General features: G+C 51.5%; 16 protein-coding genes. 14 read left to right on the plus strand and 2 right to left on the minus strand.

The window, feature by feature from the left end; all coding sequences use genetic code 11:
• The first annotated feature begins 10 nt into the window (after positions 1-10).
• The 4 genes from LWL52_RS14065 (at position 11) to LWL52_RS14080 (ending at position 3,701) form a co-directional block, all read left to right on the plus strand.
• The gene (locus tag LWL52_RS14065) at positions 11-1,117 is read left to right on the plus strand and encodes a DUF8457 domain-containing protein (protein WP_242920981.1); all 1,107 of its coding nucleotides are present in this window, start codon (positions 11-13) and stop codon (positions 1,115-1,117) included.
• Between the two features lie 308 nt (positions 1,118-1,425).
• Positions 1,426-1,815, plus strand: a complete 390-nt coding sequence (locus LWL52_RS14070) for a hypothetical protein (RefSeq protein WP_242920983.1) — start codon at positions 1,426-1,428, stop codon at positions 1,813-1,815.
• A gap of 324 nt (positions 1,816-2,139) precedes the next feature.
• The gene (locus LWL52_RS14075) at positions 2,140-2,610 is read left to right on the plus strand and encodes a hypothetical protein (protein WP_242920984.1); all 471 of its coding nucleotides are present in this window, start codon (positions 2,140-2,142) and stop codon (positions 2,608-2,610) included.
• 98 nt (positions 2,611-2,708) lie between these two features.
• Positions 2,709-3,701: an AAA family ATPase gene (locus LWL52_RS14080; protein ID WP_242920986.1), complete on the plus strand. Its 993-nt coding sequence runs from the start codon at positions 2,709-2,711 to the stop codon at positions 3,699-3,701.
• A gap of 220 nt (positions 3,702-3,921) precedes the next feature.
• Here the strand turns inward: LWL52_RS14080 and LWL52_RS14085 are convergent, their stop codons facing one another.
• Positions 3,922-5,262, minus strand: a complete 1,341-nt coding sequence (locus LWL52_RS14085) for a beta-helix domain-containing protein (RefSeq protein WP_242920988.1) — start codon at positions 5,260-5,262, stop codon at positions 3,922-3,924.
• 35 nt (positions 5,263-5,297) lie between these two features.
• On the minus strand, positions 5,298-8,096 hold the full coding sequence (locus LWL52_RS14090) for a TonB-dependent receptor (RefSeq protein ID WP_242920990.1): 2,799 nt from the start codon (positions 8,094-8,096) through the stop codon (positions 5,298-5,300).
• A 451-nt stretch (positions 8,097-8,547) separates the two neighbouring features.
• On the opposite strand from LWL52_RS14090, the gene LWL52_RS14095 reads away from it, so the two are divergent.
• From LWL52_RS14095 to LWL52_RS14140, 10 genes are all read left to right on the plus strand, one after another.
• Positions 8,548-9,732: a porin gene (locus LWL52_RS14095; RefSeq protein ID WP_242920992.1), complete on the plus strand. Its 1,185-nt coding sequence runs from the start codon at positions 8,548-8,550 to the stop codon at positions 9,730-9,732.
• Positions 9,733-9,963: 231 nt separating this feature from the next.
• On the plus strand, positions 9,964-10,953 hold the full coding sequence (locus LWL52_RS14100) for a PstS family phosphate ABC transporter substrate-binding protein (RefSeq protein ID WP_242920994.1): 990 nt from the start codon (positions 9,964-9,966) through the stop codon (positions 10,951-10,953).
• 77 nt (positions 10,954-11,030) lie between these two features.
• Positions 11,031-11,915, plus strand: coding sequence for a phosphate ABC transporter permease subunit PstC (gene pstC, locus LWL52_RS14105; protein WP_242920996.1), 885 nt, complete (start codon positions 11,031-11,033; stop codon positions 11,913-11,915).
• Complete coding sequence (pstA, locus tag LWL52_RS14110) at positions 11,908-12,765, plus strand: phosphate ABC transporter permease PstA (protein ID WP_242920998.1); 858 nt, start codon at positions 11,908-11,910, stop codon at positions 12,763-12,765. Before pstC ends, pstA begins: the two co-directional genes overlap by 8 nt.
• Before the next feature lie 8 nt (positions 12,766-12,773).
• Positions 12,774-13,538, plus strand: coding sequence for a phosphate ABC transporter ATP-binding protein PstB (pstB, locus tag LWL52_RS14115; RefSeq protein WP_242921000.1), 765 nt, complete (start codon positions 12,774-12,776; stop codon positions 13,536-13,538).
• A gap of 60 nt (positions 13,539-13,598) precedes the next feature.
• Complete coding sequence (gene phoU, locus LWL52_RS14120; RefSeq protein WP_242921003.1) at positions 13,599-14,282, plus strand: phosphate signaling complex protein PhoU; 684 nt, start codon at positions 13,599-13,601, stop codon at positions 14,280-14,282.
• 358 nt (positions 14,283-14,640) lie between these two features.
• Positions 14,641-15,315 (plus strand): heme exporter protein CcmB, encoded by a 675-nt coding sequence (locus tag LWL52_RS14125; protein ID WP_242921004.1) that lies wholly within the window; start codon positions 14,641-14,643, stop codon positions 15,313-15,315.
• Between the two features lie 206 nt (positions 15,316-15,521).
• A complete protein-coding gene (ccsA, locus tag LWL52_RS14130) occupies positions 15,522-16,184 on the plus strand; it encodes a cytochrome c biogenesis protein CcsA (RefSeq protein ID WP_242921006.1) in 663 nt (220 codons plus the stop codon).
• Positions 16,171-16,458 carry a CcmD family protein gene (locus tag LWL52_RS14135; protein ID WP_367615716.1) on the plus strand — a complete coding sequence of 96 codons (288 nt, stop codon included), beginning with the start codon at positions 16,171-16,173 and terminating at the stop codon, positions 16,456-16,458. Before ccsA ends, LWL52_RS14135 begins: the two co-directional genes overlap by 14 nt.
• A gap of 93 nt (positions 16,459-16,551) precedes the next feature.
• Positions 16,552-16,974, plus strand: coding sequence for a cytochrome c maturation protein CcmE domain-containing protein (locus tag LWL52_RS14140; protein WP_242921008.1), 423 nt, complete (start codon positions 16,552-16,554; stop codon positions 16,972-16,974).
• Positions 16,975-17,002 lie beyond the last annotated feature (28 nt).

Genomic DNA, 17,002 nt, shown 5'->3' on the forward strand with positions numbered 1-17,002 from the left:
GGAAAACCCAATGGAAGACAAATATAATCAATTACACCTGGAACGGTACAGCAAACAGCTGGCAAATCTGCTATGCGACCGTCATTTTGCCTCTTACGATACGCTGAATGGCCCTCAGCTGATGGGCTTTACCCCCGTCAAGCAGGTTAATCTTTTCGTGATAAAGGAACTGCTGCTCCGCTGGCACCACGAGATGGCTAACCTGCGCAGCCCCTACTTCGATTATGAGCACGAGGAGGTAAAAGAGGCTTTGCTGCACTTTATGAACGTGCTCTCGCGCAAGATCCTGATGAAGCGCAACGCCTTCGAGCCCCTGCTGCAAAAGGCCATTTACGACACGTTTCTGGTAGTGCTGGACCCGGTAAGCACATTCGAGGAGAAATTCCTGCGCATACAAGAAGAGATCACCCTGCCCAAATTGCAGGAAAACCTCAAATACATTGATATTGACAAACCGCTGTTTGCGGGCTTTGTGGAAACACTTTCGCCTACAAACCGCGACCGTGACTATATCCTGAGCCGCTTCCGGCTGTATGTGAACGCCAACCAGGGCAGCCGTACCACGTTAGATGAGCTGGTAACCCGCTTTGCTCCCCTGCTGCCCCTTACACCCGAAGAACTGACCGGCAAGAGCGCCACGTCCGCACCAGCCATACCTGCTAAGCCTACCCCTGTTGCCCCTGAGGAAGAAAAAGACGTAGTCGCGCCTATTCACACGGCGCAGCGCGAGGCACCGGTGCCGGTGCGCCCGGCGTATACATCGGCCAAAGACGAGACGGAGGACGAAGAGGAGGCCGAGGCAAACAAGCGCCCGACCCTGAACGATAACTTCCGGAAAGCAGCGGCGCCAGCCTCGCTGGCAGATGCCCACAGCAACCGTAGAATCGAATCGCTGAAAAACTCCATTTCCATTAACCAGCGTTTCAGCTTCATAAACGAATTGTTTGAAGGCGACAACCTGACCTACTACCAGGCCATCCAGACGCTGGATGCGATGCAGAGCGCCGCACAGGCGCACCAGTACGTGCAGCAGCAGCTGGCTTCTAAGTATGACTGGAGCAGGAAACAGGAGCATGTCCAGAAATTGCTGCGCCTGATCGACCGGAAATTCGCTTAACAGGCACCTCTTTCATACAGCGCCCCGGCTTTCCGGGGCGTTTTTGTTTTTACGGCTTTTTACTTAGTGCCAGCAGGATAGCGGCGGCTGTTTCAGGGGCATTCACAAAATCTTCTGAAACACACGCAAAGAGGCCACGTACGGAGTTGGAAATAAGCATGTGAAACATTAATTATGCAGCTGCTTTGCCGGATGCTGTTGCCGGCAAGGCCTGAAATGGCGCCAATGCTGCCGCTCTTACAGGCCCTGCCGCGACACAAAGTGCACGCACGACCGTAACTATTATTATATTAACCCTATTATCAGCCATGAAAGACGATTTGGATTATGACGACGACTTCGCTTACAACAACTTTGATGACGAAGAAGAGGACGACGACTTTGGGATGACGTTTGAGGAGGATTTGTACCTGATGATAAGGGAAAAACTCCGCGACACCATTCAGGAGTACAAAGGCAAATACCCTTTGCTGAAAAAACTGGAAAATGCGGTAAGTTCCTTTAAAGTGAACGCCAAGAATACCGATGATTCTAAGTTTTACCCTTTGGCGGCCAAGTTGCTAAGCGAACACATCAAGCCCCTGACAGAGGAATCGGAAGAAATTCAGGAGATTTACGACAACATGCAAACCGACATCACGCGCTTTAAGAACCAGCGCGCCCATGGCTTCGAGGGTGATTTTTACCTTTCAGCCTAAAACCATATTTCTACCCAGCTTATCAAAAGGCCCCTCCGGTTGCAACCCGGTGGGGCCTTTACTTTTTTGCTGCGCACAACAGGATACCGATTATATTTATTGAAAGCCTGTTAAAACATTGGTTAACCGGTTTTATGACAAAGCCGTACATATAGTGCAATTATCCATAGGTGCTTGCAGAGTAAAAGTATATATTTGCATGCAGCACAATGAATGCAACCATTTGGTGGCTTTTGGAATCTTGATTATGAACCTATACCGAAAGCTGTGATACTGACGTGCCTACGCTACCCAAAACATATCAAACTTAATACCCCTTCAGCCATGGTTAATACTAGGCTTTTAGCAGGGGAGCAATACCTGATTCAAACAGTGGATAAAAGACTGGCGCTTACTACCCACCGTGTTATTCAACGCTTTGCTCCCTGGTCTTTCCGCAGAAACAAATTCCTGTTTCTGGAAGATATTGAAGCATGGAAAGTAAAAGCCACCGGCAACAGCCTTTACCTCTCGTTAAGCATTGCCTCTGCCCTGGCTGTTTATTTCAACGATTCGTTTGCCTTGCTGAGCGGCTTTTTTATTACCCTGTTTCTGATGACGCGCTACCGCCGCATCCACATTTTTTCGGCCGACCAGGTATTGGTATTGCCGCTGGAAGTGGAAGAAAGCCACGCGAGCAGCCTCATAGAAATGGTGCGGCAGGCACAACAAGACCGCATTAACCGGCTAAAGCAAACGGCGCCCGAAACAGCAGCCCAGCCGCTGGAGCAACCGGTTTATAGTTTAAGCGCCTAGCCCGGCGCTTTTTTTCTGCCCTCCGCGCCTGTAACGCAATAACTTGGCATCAATGTCGTATTATCGCTATCTTTCGGTGTTTATAGTCCGGATACAGTATGCTAGCAGATGAATTGACGTACCAGAACAAAGTGAAGGCGAACCAGCAGAAGATTAAGCAGGTGCTAAGTGAAGTGGGCAAAGTGGTGGTTGGCCAGTCGTATATGGTCAACCGCTTGCTGATCGGCTTATTTACCGGCGGCCACATTTTGCTGGAGGGCGTGCCCGGCCTGGCCAAAACACTGACCATCAACTCGCTGTCCAAAGCTTTGCGCCTGGATTTCCAGCGGATCCAGTTCACGCCCGATCTGCTCCCCTCCGACCTCATCGGCACGATGATCTATAACCAGAATGCCTCTAAGTTCGAGGTGAAGAAGGGGCCTATCTTTGCCAACCTCATCCTTGCCGACGAAGTAAACCGCTCGCCGGCCAAAGTGCAGTCGGCGCTGCTGGAGGCGATGCAGGAAAAGCAAGTAACCATTGGCGAAACCACCTACGACCTGGATCTGCCGTTCCTGGTACTGGCCACGCAAAACCCCGTGGAGCACGAAGGCACCTATCCCCTGCCTGAAGCACAGGTAGACCGCTTTATGATGAAAGTATACATCGACTACCCTAAAAAGGCCGATGAACTGGAGATCATGCGCCGCATGGCCAACATGTCGTTTAACGACTCGGTGAATAAAGTGCTTTCCAAGCAGGATATTTTCGACATACGCAACGAGATAAACCAAGTACAGATCTCCGAAACGCTGGAGCGCTACATCATCGAGCTGGTGTTTGCCACGCGGCGGCCGGCCGAGTATGACCTGGCTGATTTTGCGCCTTACATTCAGTTTGGCGTATCGCCGCGCGCCAGCATCTCCCTGAACCGGGCTGCCAAAGCCGTGGCCTACTTTGACGAGCGCGATTATGTGCTGCCCGAGGACATCAAAGAGGTCGCGCACGATGTGATGAACCACCGCATTATCCTCAACTACGAAGCAGAAGCCGACGGCATCGCCACCAAAGATTTTATCGAAGCCATCCTGCGCAAAGTGCCGATCAGCTAACGATCAGCTTACTTAACTGGATTTATACTTGCCTAACACATTTCTGCAGGGCCGCAAAGCTGGCTTTCGGCTGGGTGCTTATACTTGCTATACTTCTCCTCACATAAAAGAGCCCGCCATACCTGGCGGGCTCTTCGCAAACCGGGAGACTAAGCCGATCCGCTCAGACTGCACCGAATGTTCTCACCCATACATCTGCAGCCTGTATCTGTTTGAGGGATTAATAATCCGCGTTAACAGGATCAAAGTTAGTCCAGCCGGCAGTCCAGTCAGTTGCACCGAAAGCGCCTCTGTAGGCCACTTGCTCAAAGCCTGCCAGTCCGGTAAAGTCAGCACCTGTTAGCAGCTCAGAACCGGCACCAGGCACAAAAGTCGGTGCACCAGCCTGCTTAAACGAACCTTCTACTTTCATATCGGCATTGGCTGCTTTCTGCGCGTTGTTGTTGCTTGTGAACCAGGCATTGATGTCGAACTGGTTATCCTTCACGTTTAGCGGAGTAGTCGAAGCAATGATCACGTTGTTCTTGAACTGCAGTGTGTTGTTGGTGGCGTTACTTGCCGTAGCCACACCATCCAGCAGCAAACCTTTTGGCCAGCCTGCAATTACCGAGTTGTAAACCGAAATACTGCTGTTGCGGCGGATGTGCATGCCACTGGCGAACTGTGAGTTAACGGTAGTGGTAGGCGTAGCCAGCGGGCCGAACAAGCTCACATTGGAGAACCTGGCGCTTGTCACCGGGCCGTTGGTGGTGCCTTTGCTATCGTTGTCCGACTCAAAACCGTTGGAGCTCGATACGTCGGCCACATTCGGATCAGCGATCCCTACCAGGTACTGCAGCGTGCCGGAGTAACCGTTGTCGGTATCGAACATGTCGTCTACATTCTTGTAAGCGACCAGGTGTTTGGCATTCACGTTGCCCCCAAACCACTCGAAAGAATCATCGCCGCTATAAGATACTTGTACAAAGTCAATCTCTGTACCGCTACCCACGCCGCCCAAAGTGATGCCGTTGATCTCGTTATCGGTCTGGTAAGCAATGCCGCCAAACTCCACGCGCACATACTTGAGCACGCCCGAGTTATCATCGGCTTTGCTGCCCCCATACATTCTGTCTACGCCACCCTCGATGGCTGCGGAGCTACCCAGGTTTACGGGCGCATTACCCAGTATGATCAGGCCGCCCCAGTCGCCGGCTTTGCGGGCACCTTTGGCTTCGTTGGAAGTGAAAACGATCGGCTTATCGGCAGTACCGCGAGCAATAATCTGCGCGCCGCGCTCGATGATCAGAGAGCCTTTTGTATTCTTATCGCCTTTGATGATGGTGCCTGGCTCGATGGTTAGTTTGGCAGGCGCCTGCACGTAGACAAATCCCTTCAACAAGTATTTCTTGTCTGCCTTCAGCGTCATGTCAGCTGTGATATTGCCGCTAAGCTCCACCACACCGGTTGTCTGATCGATCGGTGTTACCGTGTCGCTGTCGTTCTTGTCGTCGCAGGATACGGTGGCTACACCTAAAAGAGCCAGTAATAGTAATGTGCTTCCTTTTTTCATCATTTTCATGGTTATAGGTTGTTGTCTTGTTTGATTATAGTTGCTTAAAATTTGTAGTTAACCCCGAGGGTGGAGTAGCTGCCGCGGCGGAACGTTGTGTAGTCATCATCCACACTGCTGATCCTGGCGTCGTTGTTGGAGTCCTGCACGAGCCTTACTTTCTGGTTCAGAATGTCCTGAATGCCCGCTTTAAGTTCCAGGTGGCGGCCGATGCCTTTTGTAATGGAGAGGTCGAGCACGTTGCGCGGCATTTCGTACACCGACGGCGCGTCGTTATCGCCTACCGCGAAGATGCGCTTGCCGATCACGTTGTAGAGCAGGTTCACCTGCAGGTCTTTCGCATCGTCCTGGTAGTAGATTCCCGCATTCACAATGAAAGGCGACTGGCCATACATGGCTCTTTCTTTTGCCTGGTTTTCGGCTTTATTCCCCAGGTTTATTTTGCTGTCGATCAGAGAAGCGTTCAGCACCAGGCTCATGTTCTGGATCAGGCTGCTGTTCGAGAGATTCAGGAACGACTTCCGGATCTCTGTCTCGATGCCGTAGCTCTGGGCACTTTGCGCATTATTCGTTTCGAAGATGGAATTGCTGGAAGAGGGCAGAATGTAGGTCTCGATCGGGTTTTTGAAATACTTGTAAAAGGCTCCGAAGGAGATCATTTCAGTTGGGTTCGGATAAAATTCGTAGCGAACGTCCGCATTGTGGATGGTGGCTGTGGTGACATCCTCGTTGCCCTGTATCTCGGCATTCATCTGGAAGTCGTAGTAGGCAAAGGGTGCCAACTCCCGGAACTCCGGCCGGTTCACGCTCACGCTGTAGCCACCACGCAGCAGGGAACGTTGCGTTAAATTATAAGTAGCGTTCAGCGATGGCAGGAAGCTGGTGATTGGGTTATCTACTTTTACCGGCACGCCACCGAAGCGGGTAGTCTCCAGTTGCTGGCGGTTATACTCTACCCGCACCCCACCGGAAAGATTCAGCTTGTCCTGCACCGGAAGCGACCCTCCTATATAAGCGGCTACCAACGTATTGGCCGCATCGTAACGGTCGGTCGGGTTGGTGCCTTCTTTCAGGCTGAAGCCCGTGGCTGGGTTAATATTTTCCTGTGTGAAGAGCTGCGAGAGCGGCTGTGTAAGCAGGCTGGCGTTGAACTGAGAAGGGTCCGCTACGGTATAAGCCATCCAGCGCGCGTCGAACGTTCTGTCTTTTCGCTCGGCATACACGCCGGCCCGAATCTTCGGCTGGTTTTCTGTTAAGGTATCTCCCTTGGTAAATTTATGCTCTACCTGCGCGCTCCCGATAAAGGCGTTCTCATGCAAGTCAGAGTAGAAACGGCCCGCGTCAAACGTAGAAGCTGCGTAGGGGATCACCCATTCAAAAGGATTCCCGGTGCCGGCTGCCCGCTGCGACCGGATTCTTCTGTAATCGGGTTCGTTGCGGTTGGTATAGTTGTAGCCTGCTGTCCAGGTATAGGTTGTTTTATCGTCGTTTCGATCGTGGGTGCCCTGTAACTGACCGGAGTAAATGGTGCGGCTTTCGTAACGTTGCGCCACGTTCTGCACGTCTACGTCGTTGCTTTGCTGGTAACCGCTTCGCTCGATCACCTGGCTCTGACCTAGTTGGTTGAACAGGTTCCGGAACTCGAGTTTATTGTTGTTGTTCAGCCGGAACGACCAGTTGCTGATCACGCCCAGTCGGGCATTCTGGCTATACTCCTTGTCCAGGTACTGGTACTCAGTACGCTGCGATGCCGGCATACCTTCGTACCACTTGTAGTAGCGGAAACGATTCACCTTGTTGTACTGGCTGGTGTTGCTGTATGAGATGGAGGAGATATTGCTGATGTCTATACTTCCCAGGTCAAAGCGACGGTTGAGGCCCAGCGAAAGGCGCAGATCCGGTATGGCACCGGCCTCTTTCAACCCCCAGTTATTGCTCAGTTTCCGGGCGATGTTGGTCAGCTCGTTGTTACTGACGGTGTTCAGGTTGCCTGGAAAAGAAGAAGGCAGCGCGCGTGTTCCGTCATCAAAGCCCAGGAAGTCTGTTTTGCCGCCGTTGTAGGTCTTGAAGTTCTGGAAGGTGGTGCCGCTCCGATAACCGCCTGTTATCCCCAGGCTGGTGGTGTTTTCATCAGCAAAGTTCTTGGTGTAGATCTTGATCACGCCCCCGCCAAACTCGCCCGGCAGTTCCGGCGAACCCGACTTGAACACCAGGATGCGGTCCAGCACGCTGGTCGGCACCACATCAAAAGAGAACGCGCGGGAATCAGTTTCGGTACTTGGCGTAAGCGCGTCGTTGAGCATCACCGTGTTATAGCGCTCACTCAGACCGCGTATCATAATGTAGCGGTCGTTCATCACGGTTACGCCCGGTATGCGCCGCACCACCGCCGCTGCATCCCGATCCAACGATTTAGCGATCTGCTCCCCCGACACGCCACTTACCACGATCTCGCTTTGTTTGAGATCCTTCATCAGCGCCATTTCCGTATTGGTCTGGCGGGTGCCCACAATAGAGACCGTTTGGATCAGGGTGCTGTTTTCCTCTATCTGCACGTCGAGCGTGGTTGTTTTACCAGCCTCTATTTTGATGTTGGTTTGATCGGCAGGCTTATAGGAAAGGGAAGAGATGGTTATCGAATAGATCCCGGCTTCCAGGGGCAGGCTATACTTGCCCTCCATATCCGTGGCCGTTCCTTTAGCGGAGCCTTTGATAAAAACGACGGCGCCAATGATGGCTTCGCCTGTGGTTTTGTCGGTTACCTTACCAGCCAGCGTGCCTTGCTGCGCAAACCCGTATAATGTAGTGGCAATTATGGTGAGAAGTGTAAATAGGAATTTCATTGCGTTACTGTGTTTTAGTCTCGCTGCAAAAGTAGCGGCCACACATTAGGCAATGATTATGAAAGCATTACGATACGGTTAAGGATCAGCCCGTAAAATTAAGTATAGGTTAACGCTATATTAAGGATAGTTTATGCAGCCGTTACGCCAGCATTACGCTTCCGGCAAGCAGCTGTTCCGGTAAACGATAAACTACTGATTTATACTTGGATGCCGATTTATAAATAATAGCCAATCAGGCGATTTATTAACAGTAAGTTAACATTACAGTAATTAACCGGTAACATGATTGCGCTTACTTTGCACCGTAGTTTAAGATCAGCAAGCAGCCTGACTACCTGCTTGCTGCTACTACAGGAACAGGCGCCGCTAACAGATATGATGGGCGCTGCGCTCCGGCAAGTATAAAGGTCACGACATTGGCTTATTTCTCACCTAACCTATTTGTATCGTGCAAAAACAATTACAAAGAGCCTGCATGCTGCTCTTTCTTTACTTCTCGTTCAGCGCTGCCCAGGCACAAAGCGTGAACAGCTCCAAGTTTGGCAAGGGCCTGCAGTTTGTAGCCGCCGATTCTTCTTTCAGCTTTAAAATGAGCACGCGTTTCCAGCTGCTGTATGCCGGCAACGCCGATGAAGGCAGCAGCCAGTGGAACGATGGCTTTCAGGTGCGCCGCGCCCGCCTCAAGTTCGAGGGCTTTGCCTACAATCCGGCCCTCACCTATAAAATAGAGCTGGGCCTGAGCAACCGCGACATTGGCGGCGAACCGTTAAAGCAACAGAGTTTTGCCAGCAACATCGTCCTCGACGCGGTTGCCCGCTGGCAGGCCACGCCCCACCTGTCGGTATGGGTTGGCCAGACCAAGCTGCCTGGCAACCGCGAACGGGTGGTTTCTTCCCAGAAAATGCAGTTTGTAGACCGCAGCTTGCTCAACTCCCGCTTTAACCTGGACCGCGATATGGGCGTGCAGCTGCACCACGAGCATGAAGTAGGCACCGTTGTGCTGCGCGAGATCGGCTCTGTGGCCATGGGCGAAGGCCGCAACATCACGTCCAATAATACCGGCGGCTACAACTATACGGCCCGCTTTGAGGTGCTGCCTTTCGGCGAGTTTGAAGGAGAAGGCGATTATGTGGGAAGCGACCTGGTGCGCGAACAAACACCCAAACTTTCGCTGGCTGCTTCTTATAACTACAACGATGGCGCAATCCGGGAGCAAGGCCAGCTGGGCGATTTCCTGAGTGCCCCGCGCGACCTGCAGACCGTCTTTATAGATGGTATGTTCAAATACCGCGGCTTCTCCTCCATGGCCGAATACGCCACCAGCAAAGCTTACGATGGGCCGGTTGTGAGCCGGAATGCGGATGGTTCTGTAAACGAGGCTTTCGTAACCGGCCAGGCCTTTAACGTGCAGGCAGGTTACCTGCTGAAGACGAACTGGGAAGTAGCCGGGCGCTATACTTCTTACAACCCTGCGGCGGCAACCATGCGCTCGTCAGAAAAACAATACACGCTGGGTTTGTCGAAGTATATTGTAGGCCACAGCCTGAAGGTGCAAAGCGACCTGACGCTGACCGATGTGCCGGCTGAAGACAACAACTACCAGTTCCGCCTGCAGCTGGAGCTGGCTTTATAGGCCAGGCCAAAACTTAACAATTAGTTAACAGTGCAGATGCGGAAATGGCTCAGCACTACTCCAACTTTGCATTACAGATCCGGGGCTAAAACAATACAAAAAGCCAGACCCGCCATAAAAAATACAACTGCCTGAGCTCCATCAAAGTATACTTGCCTTAAAGTATACCGGTAGCGCAAGATCAGTTTTCACTACATGCGTATAAAAACACAATTTAAACACAAGCACTCTATGTTAAACCTGAAGCTTAGTTCTACACGATTTAACCTGGCGTTGCTGCTGGGCGGCTCCCTGCTACTGGGTGCCTGCGGCGGAAACCAGAAAGAAGAAGGCAACGCTACGGCCGCAACCGGCAGCATCGAAATAGACGGTTCTTCTACCGTATACCCTATAACGGAGGCGGTTGCAGAAGAATACCGTGCCGAAGCACCGGACGTGAAGGTGACAGTGGGCGTATCGGGCACAGGCGGCGGCATGAAAAAGTTTACGCACGGCGCGATTGATATTGCCAATGCCTCGCGCGGCATAAACCCGGCCGAAGACAGCATTGCCAAAGCAAACGGTATTTCCTATATCCAGATGCCGGTGGCCTTCGATGGCCTGACAGTAGTCGTAAGCCACGACAATGACTGGGTAAAAGACATTACCGTGGCCGAGTTGAAAAAGATCTGGGAGCCAGCTGCGCAGGGCACGATCAAGAAGTGGAACCAGATCCGCCCCGAATGGCCTAACAAGGAAATCCACCTCTATGGCCCGGGCGTGGAATCGGGCACCTACGATTACTTTACAGAAGCTGTGGTAGGCAAAAGCCACTCCAGCCGCGGCGACTATACTGCCTCTGAAGACGACAACGTGCTGGTGCAGGGCGTAGCAACTGATCCGCTTGCCCTTGGGTTCTTTGGCTTTGCCTACTATGAGGAGAATCAGAGCAAACTGAGAGCCATACCGGTAGACGACCAGAACGACAGCAATGGCAAAGGCGCCATACTTCCGTCGCAGGAAACAGTAAAGAACGGCTCATATGCCCCGCTTTCGCGCCCCCTGTTCATTTATGTGAACTCCAAGGCCGTACAACGCCCGGCGGTAGTGGACTTTGTAAACTTTTACCTGGATAGCGCGCCCGAGCTGAGCAAAGAAGTAGGGTATATCCCAATGCCGGCCGAGCAGTATAAAGAGCAGCAGCAGAAGTTTGCCGATTTTGTAAAGAGCAACAAAAAGTAAGTTATCCGTCTGATTTGTCACAACACAAGTATAGCTGCCGTTGCGGGAGCTATACTTGTGTTTAATTTATTAGCAGCTTGAGAGCATCAAGAGTATCAGAGAAAATTATTGAGGGCTTGCTTTGGTTATCGGCCATCATCACGGTCCTCGTTACCATCGGCATCATATGGGTGTTGCTGTCGGAGTCTGTCAGCTTTTTCAGCGAAGTGTCTATCATCCGATTCCTGACCGAAAAGGAATGGACGCCGCTTTTTGCAGATAAGAAGTTTGGTATTATGCCGCTGGTAGCCGGCACGTTCCTGACCACCGCCATTGCTATTGCCGTTGCGCTGCCTGTCGGCCTGACCATTGCCGTATACTTAAACGAGTATGCCCACGCCAGGCTCCGCCAAATTGTAAAGCCGATGCTGGAGATCCTGGCCACTATCCCGACGGTAGTGTATGGCTTTTTTGCCCTGACCGTGGTAACACCCTTTCTGCAAACCTTGATCCCGGGTTTGGCCGGTTTTAACGCGCTTTCGGCCGGCATGGTCATGGGCGTGATGATCATCCCGATGATTTCCTCGCTGAGTGAAGATGCCATTAGCGCAGTGCCGCGCTCACTGCGGGAGGCGGCTTATGGTATGGGTTCCACGCGTTTGCAAACAGCCTTTGGGGTAATGGTGCCGGCAGCTTCGTCAGGCATTATTGTCTCGGTGATCCTGGCCATTTCCAGGGCAGTAGGCGAAACCATGATCGTGGCCATTGCCGCCGGCCAGCAGCCGCGCCTCACGCTAAACCCGCTGGTGCCCATCGAGACCATTACCACTTACATTGTGCAGGTAAGCCTGGGCGACGTAGGCCATGGCTCGCTGGAGTATAAAACGATTTTTGCTGCCGGTATCACGCTCTTTATTTTTACGTTTGCGCTGAACAACCTCAGCTTCTGGATCAAAAAGAAATACCAGGAAAAGTATGACTAACTCCGATATCAACAGGTTTAAGGATAAAGCCTTTCAGGCATTCGGCATCTTCTGCACCTTTCTGGGGCTGCTGGTGCTGGCTATTTTTCTGTTCAACATCCTCCAACAAGGCCTCAGCCGTATCGACTGGGACTTTATTACCAGCCTGCCCTCACGCCGGGCAGCACGGGCAGGTATACTTACTGCCTGGTCCGGCACCCTTTGGATCCTGGTGCTTACCGCACTAATCGCTTTCCCGATAGGCGTTGGCGCCGGCATCTATTTAGAGGAATACGCTAAAAAAACCAGGCTGGCAGATTTCCTGGAAATCAACATTGCCAACCTGGCCGGTGTACCTTCCATTATTTATGGTTTGCTTGGCCTGGAAATATTTGTGCGCCAGATGCAACTGGGCAGCAGCTTGCTGGCAGGCGCCCTGACGCTCTCGCTGCTGGTGCTTCCTATTATTATTGTAACGACCCGCGAGGCCATTAAAGCGGTGCCCGGCAGCATCCGCGATGGTTCCAATGCGCTGGGTGCCTCCAAATGGCAAACCATCTGGCATCAGGTATTGCCGGCTTCGTTTGGCGGTATACTGACAGGTATCATCCTCTCGCTTTCCAGGGCTGTGGGCGAGGCGGCGCCGCTGATCGTGATTGGCGCTCTGGCCTATGTGCCTTTTGTGCCTTCCTCTCCGATGAGTGCCTTTACGGTGCTACCCATCCAGATCTTTAACTGGACCTCACGGCCGCAGGCTGCTTTCCAGAACAATGCGGCGGCAGCGATCATTTTCTTATTGTTAATCACCTTTTTGCTGAATGGGATTGCCGTATATTTACGCAACAGGCAGCAAAAGAAAATCAAATGGTAAAATCTCCCATGAGTAAAAGAATTCATAAGCTGGAAGCCGTTAATTTAAATGCCTTCTACGGTAGCTTTCATGCCCTTAAGAATATCAACATTGGCATGGAGGAAAAAGCGGTGACCGCTTTTATCGGTCCCTCCGGCTGCGGCAAGTCCACTTTCCTGCGCACCTTAAACCGCATGAACGATTACATTGAGGGCTTCCGGGTAGAGGGAAACGTGTTGCTGGACGGCAAAGAAATTTATGACAAGAGTATACGTGTAGATGAGCTGCGCAAAGAGGTGGGCATGGTTTTTCAGAAGCCCAACCCTTTCCCGAAAACAATTTATGAAAACGTTGTATACGGCCTGAAGATACAGGGCATTAAAGACAAAACGGTACTTGCCCAGGCTGCCGAACGGTCGCTGAAGCAAACGGCGCTTTGGGAAGAAGTGAAAGACAAGCTGGACAAATCGGCCCTGGCGCTTTCCGGGGGCCAGCAGCAGCGCCTTTGCATTGCCCGAGCGCTGGCCATCTCGCCTTCGGTTATACTAATGGATGAGCCTACCTCGGCCCTGGACCCGATCTCAACAGCCAAGATCGAAGAGCTGATCTATGAGCTCAAAAACGAGTACACCATCGTCATCGTGACGCACAACATGCAGCAGGCCGGCCGGGTAAGCGACCAGACTGCCTTCTTTTACATGGGTGAGCTGATCGAGTATGCCAAAACGAAGACCATGTTTACCAGCCCCAAGCACGAGCGTACGCAAAACTATATTACCGGCCGCTTTGGTTGATAAGTATAGCGTAGCAGGCTTCTGTTTATAAACCATTATTACCTCAAACTACAAACAACAATGCCACAGATAGATACTGAACTAGAGCACCTGAAAGTAAAACTGATGGAAATGTGGGATCTGGTAGAATACCAGATGCAAAGTGGGCGTGAAGCGCTGTTGAACAAAGACCAGGAGCTGGCCAATAAAATAATAAAGCTGGGCAAAAAGGTAAACCAGTATGACGTAAAGATCGACCGCCAGTGCGAGAACTTCTTTGCCCTGTTTACTCCCGTGGCGGTGGACCTGCGCATTGTGCTGGCCATACTTAAGATCAACGCCAATATTGAGCGCATCGGCGATACGGCAGAGGGCATTGCCATGCATGTAGAACGCCTAAAGGCCCCCCTGAACCAGGAGCTGGTGCAGCAAACCAATATCCTGACCATGTATGACGAAGCGCTTAAAATGCTGGCCGACTGCCGCATTGCCTTCATGAAGAATGACACGGAGTTTGCCAAGCAGATCATTAAGCGCGACAAGCTGCTCAACAAGATCAACCGCCAGGCAGACGCGATTATAGCCAAATACCTGCGCTCCAATATCGAAAATATTGAAGAAGGGCTTATCGTCCTCTCCATTATAAAGAAGCTGGAGCGGGTGGGCGATCAGGTTACGAATATTGCCGAAGAGATCATCTTTTACCAGGATGCCAAAGTGGTGAAACACAAAACCAAGGACAAGAAAAAGAAAAAGGGGGAATAAACTGCTGATTGTCAACCTGTTTAATGGATGAATGGTTAAATTGTTAGATGTTTGAATTGTTAGTTGCTGATTGTTAGTTGCTGATTGTTAGTTGCTGATTATTGAAATTGCCATACTTCCAGATCAGCGTATAAAAGCACGGGCCACTGCGGCTCGTGCTTTTATCGTTTTGGGCAAATCAACACGGGCATTGTTCCTGGCGGAAAGGTCTGTGAACGATCGGACAACGTATGGCCTGCCCAAGCATAGTACCCGTTTAACAATTTAACCATCCAGTAATCAACAACCAACAATTTAACAATCAACACCCAACAATAACCAAATTTGTGCCCTACCTTTGCGGCAAAAGCGAGGCACAATGCTGTTAAAAGAAGTTTTATACTTGATCCGGAAGGACCTGGTGCTGGAATGGCGCCAGAAATATGCCTTTAACGGCATGCTGCTGTATGTGAGCAGCACTGTGTTTGTGTGTTACCTTAGCTTCGGGCTGCGCGCCATCAGCGGCCAGGGCATGGTGCCGGTGTGGAATGCTGTGCTCTGGATCATCCTGCTGTTTACCTCGGTCAATGCCATTGCCAAAAGCTTTATGCAGGAAAACCGCGGGCGGCTGCTCTACTTTTATGCCATCGTAAGCCCGCAGGGCGTGATACTGGCCAAAATTGCCTACAACACGCTGCTGATGCTGGTGCTGGCCCTGATCTGCGTAGTTTTTTATGCCGTGGTGCTGGGCAACCCGGTGCAGGACGTGCCCATGTTTCTGCTCACTATTCTGCTGGGTGCTGTCGGCTTCTCTACTTCCCTAACCATGATCTCGGGCATTGCCTCCAAAGCGGCCAACAGTGGTACGCTTATGGCCGTGCTGGGCTTTCCGGTAATGGTGCCGATGCTGCTCATGCTCATCAAAATGTCTAAAAACGCGCTGGACGGGCTCGACCGGGCTGCCAGCCTCGACGAACTACTTACCCTGCTTGCCATAAACATGATCGTTGTCACTGTTTCTTATATCTTATTCCCGTACCTTTGGCGTTCATAATCCCTGGCACTTTAGGCGCTGGATTTCAGATAATAGGCAACAGATTTTTAGGTACAGGGCATGAGAAGGGAAGAAGGGGAAATGAGAACAGCGCAAAAAGGATTAATAATCCGAAAGGTTGAAACACACCGGGAGCATTTATTTGTTCTGAAAGAAGTAAACTATTTTGTATCTAAATGCTAGTGTCTAACATCTAATACCTAAGTATGAAGAACTGGTGGAAAATATTGGCTGTGGTGCTGCTGCTGTTTACCATAATAGCCGGTTTCCTGGCAGAGGTACCGCGGCTGGCCATCCTCAACGAAACCATCCGGAACCTGTTTTTCCACGTGCCCATGTGGTTCGGGATGATCATTATCCTGCTCGTATCGGTTGTATACTCTGTTAAATACCTGCGCAACCCCTCCATTAAAAACGATGTAGTGGCCTACGAAGCGGCCAAAGTAGGCATTCTGTTCGGGGTGCTGGGCATTGTTACCGGCATGGAATGGGCCCGCTTTACCTGGGGCGAGTTCTGGAGCAACGACCCCAAGCAGAACGGCGCCGCCATCGGCCTGCTGATCTACTTTGCCTACCTGGTGCTGCGCAGCTCTTTTGCCGAGCAGCAGCAACGCGCCCGCATTAGTGCCGTGTACAACATCTTTGCCTTCTTCGCCCTGATCCCGCTTTTGTTCATTCTGCCGCGCCTCACCGACTCGCTGCACCCGGGCAACGGCGGCAACCCCGGCTTTAACTCCTACGACCTCGACAACCGCCTGCGCATCGTGTTTTACCCTGCCGTGATCGGCTGGACACTGCTAGGCGTGTGGATCGTCAACATAAAATCCAGGTTAGAATTACTGAGACATCGCTTATATGAAACGCTTTAAAATCTTTGCCCTGTGGTGCTTTATACTTTGCGCCACCGCCGGCATCCCGCGCGCGCAGGCACAACAAATGACAGAAACCGAGTTCTCGGCAGCACCGGCCGCTGACGCGGGAAACGTGGAAATGGCCGATACGCTGCGCCAGGACGGTAAAATTTACGTGGTGGTTACGGTGCTGGTCACCATTATGGCCGGCATTGTGGTTTACCTGGTAAGCTTGGACCGCAAAGTAAGCAAGCTGGAAAAGCAGTTGAAAGACGACTACGTGAACCGCTAAACAGCACAAATAAAAAGAGGCGGCGCAAGGGATTTTTATTCTCCTGAAACGTGTTAGCCTAGCAGCAAAAGAGTATCCATACTATAAAACAAGATGAAAAAGTCACACATCATCGGAATCGTTATCATCGGGCTGGCCATCATGATCATCATGTCTACTGCCGGCGATGCCAGTACGTACGTTTCGTTTGGCGAGGCCATTGAGCGCGCGCACGACGGCGACAACAGCAAGGTGCACGTGGTGGGCCGCCTGAAGAAAGATCCTCAGGGCCACATCGTAAACATGCAGTATGACCCCGTGGCAGATCCGAACTACTTTTCCTTTACCCTGGTGGATACCAACCGGGTAGAGCAGCGCGTGGTATACTATAACCCCAAGCCGCAGGACTTTGAGCGCTCCGAGCAGGTGGTGATTACGGGCAACATGCAGCAGGACGTGTTTGTGGCAGACAAGATCCTGCTCAAGTGCCCGTCTAAGTACGTAGAAAAAGATATTAACAAAACCGCAAGCCTTTAAATAGTTTAGAGTTAGAAAGTTAGAAAGT

The sequence above is a fragment of the Pontibacter liquoris genome (genome assembly GCF_022758235.1).
Taxonomy (GTDB): Bacteria; Bacteroidota; Bacteroidia; order Cytophagales; family Hymenobacteraceae; genus Pontibacter; species Pontibacter liquoris.

Bases quoted from the DNA above. Each gene is read 5' to 3' on its own strand.
- pstA (WP_242920998.1), top strand. From the start codon at position 11,908: ATGACTAACTCCGATATCAACAGGTTTAAGGATAAAGCCTTTCAGGCA.
- LWL52_RS14090 (WP_242920990.1), bottom strand. From the start codon at position 8,096: ATGAAATTCCTATTTACACTTCTCACCATAATTGCCACTACATTATAC.
- LWL52_RS14070 (WP_242920983.1), top strand. From the start codon at position 1,426: ATGAAAGACGATTTGGATTATGACGACGACTTCGCTTACAACAACTTT.
- pstB (WP_242921000.1), top strand. From the start codon at position 12,774: ATGAGTAAAAGAATTCATAAGCTGGAAGCCGTTAATTTAAATGCCTTC.
- LWL52_RS14075 (WP_242920984.1), top strand. From the start codon at position 2,140: ATGGTTAATACTAGGCTTTTAGCAGGGGAGCAATACCTGATTCAAACA.
- LWL52_RS14080 (WP_242920986.1), top strand. From the start codon at position 2,709: ATGCTAGCAGATGAATTGACGTACCAGAACAAAGTGAAGGCGAACCAG.
- LWL52_RS14140 (WP_242921008.1), top strand. From the start codon at position 16,552: ATGAAAAAGTCACACATCATCGGAATCGTTATCATCGGGCTGGCCATC.
- LWL52_RS14135 (WP_367615716.1), top strand. From the start codon at position 16,171: ATGAAACGCTTTAAAATCTTTGCCCTGTGGTGCTTTATACTTTGCGCC.
- phoU (WP_242921003.1), top strand. From the start codon at position 13,599: ATGCCACAGATAGATACTGAACTAGAGCACCTGAAAGTAAAACTGATG.
- LWL52_RS14100 (WP_242920994.1), top strand. From the start codon at position 9,964: ATGTTAAACCTGAAGCTTAGTTCTACACGATTTAACCTGGCGTTGCTG.
- LWL52_RS14085 (WP_242920988.1), bottom strand. From the start codon at position 5,262: ATGAAAATGATGAAAAAAGGAAGCACATTACTATTACTGGCTCTTTTA.
- LWL52_RS14065 (WP_242920981.1), top strand. From the start codon at position 11: ATGGAAGACAAATATAATCAATTACACCTGGAACGGTACAGCAAACAG.
- ccsA (WP_242921006.1), top strand. From the start codon at position 15,522: ATGAAGAACTGGTGGAAAATATTGGCTGTGGTGCTGCTGCTGTTTACC.
- LWL52_RS14125 (WP_242921004.1), top strand. From the start codon at position 14,641: ATGCTGTTAAAAGAAGTTTTATACTTGATCCGGAAGGACCTGGTGCTG.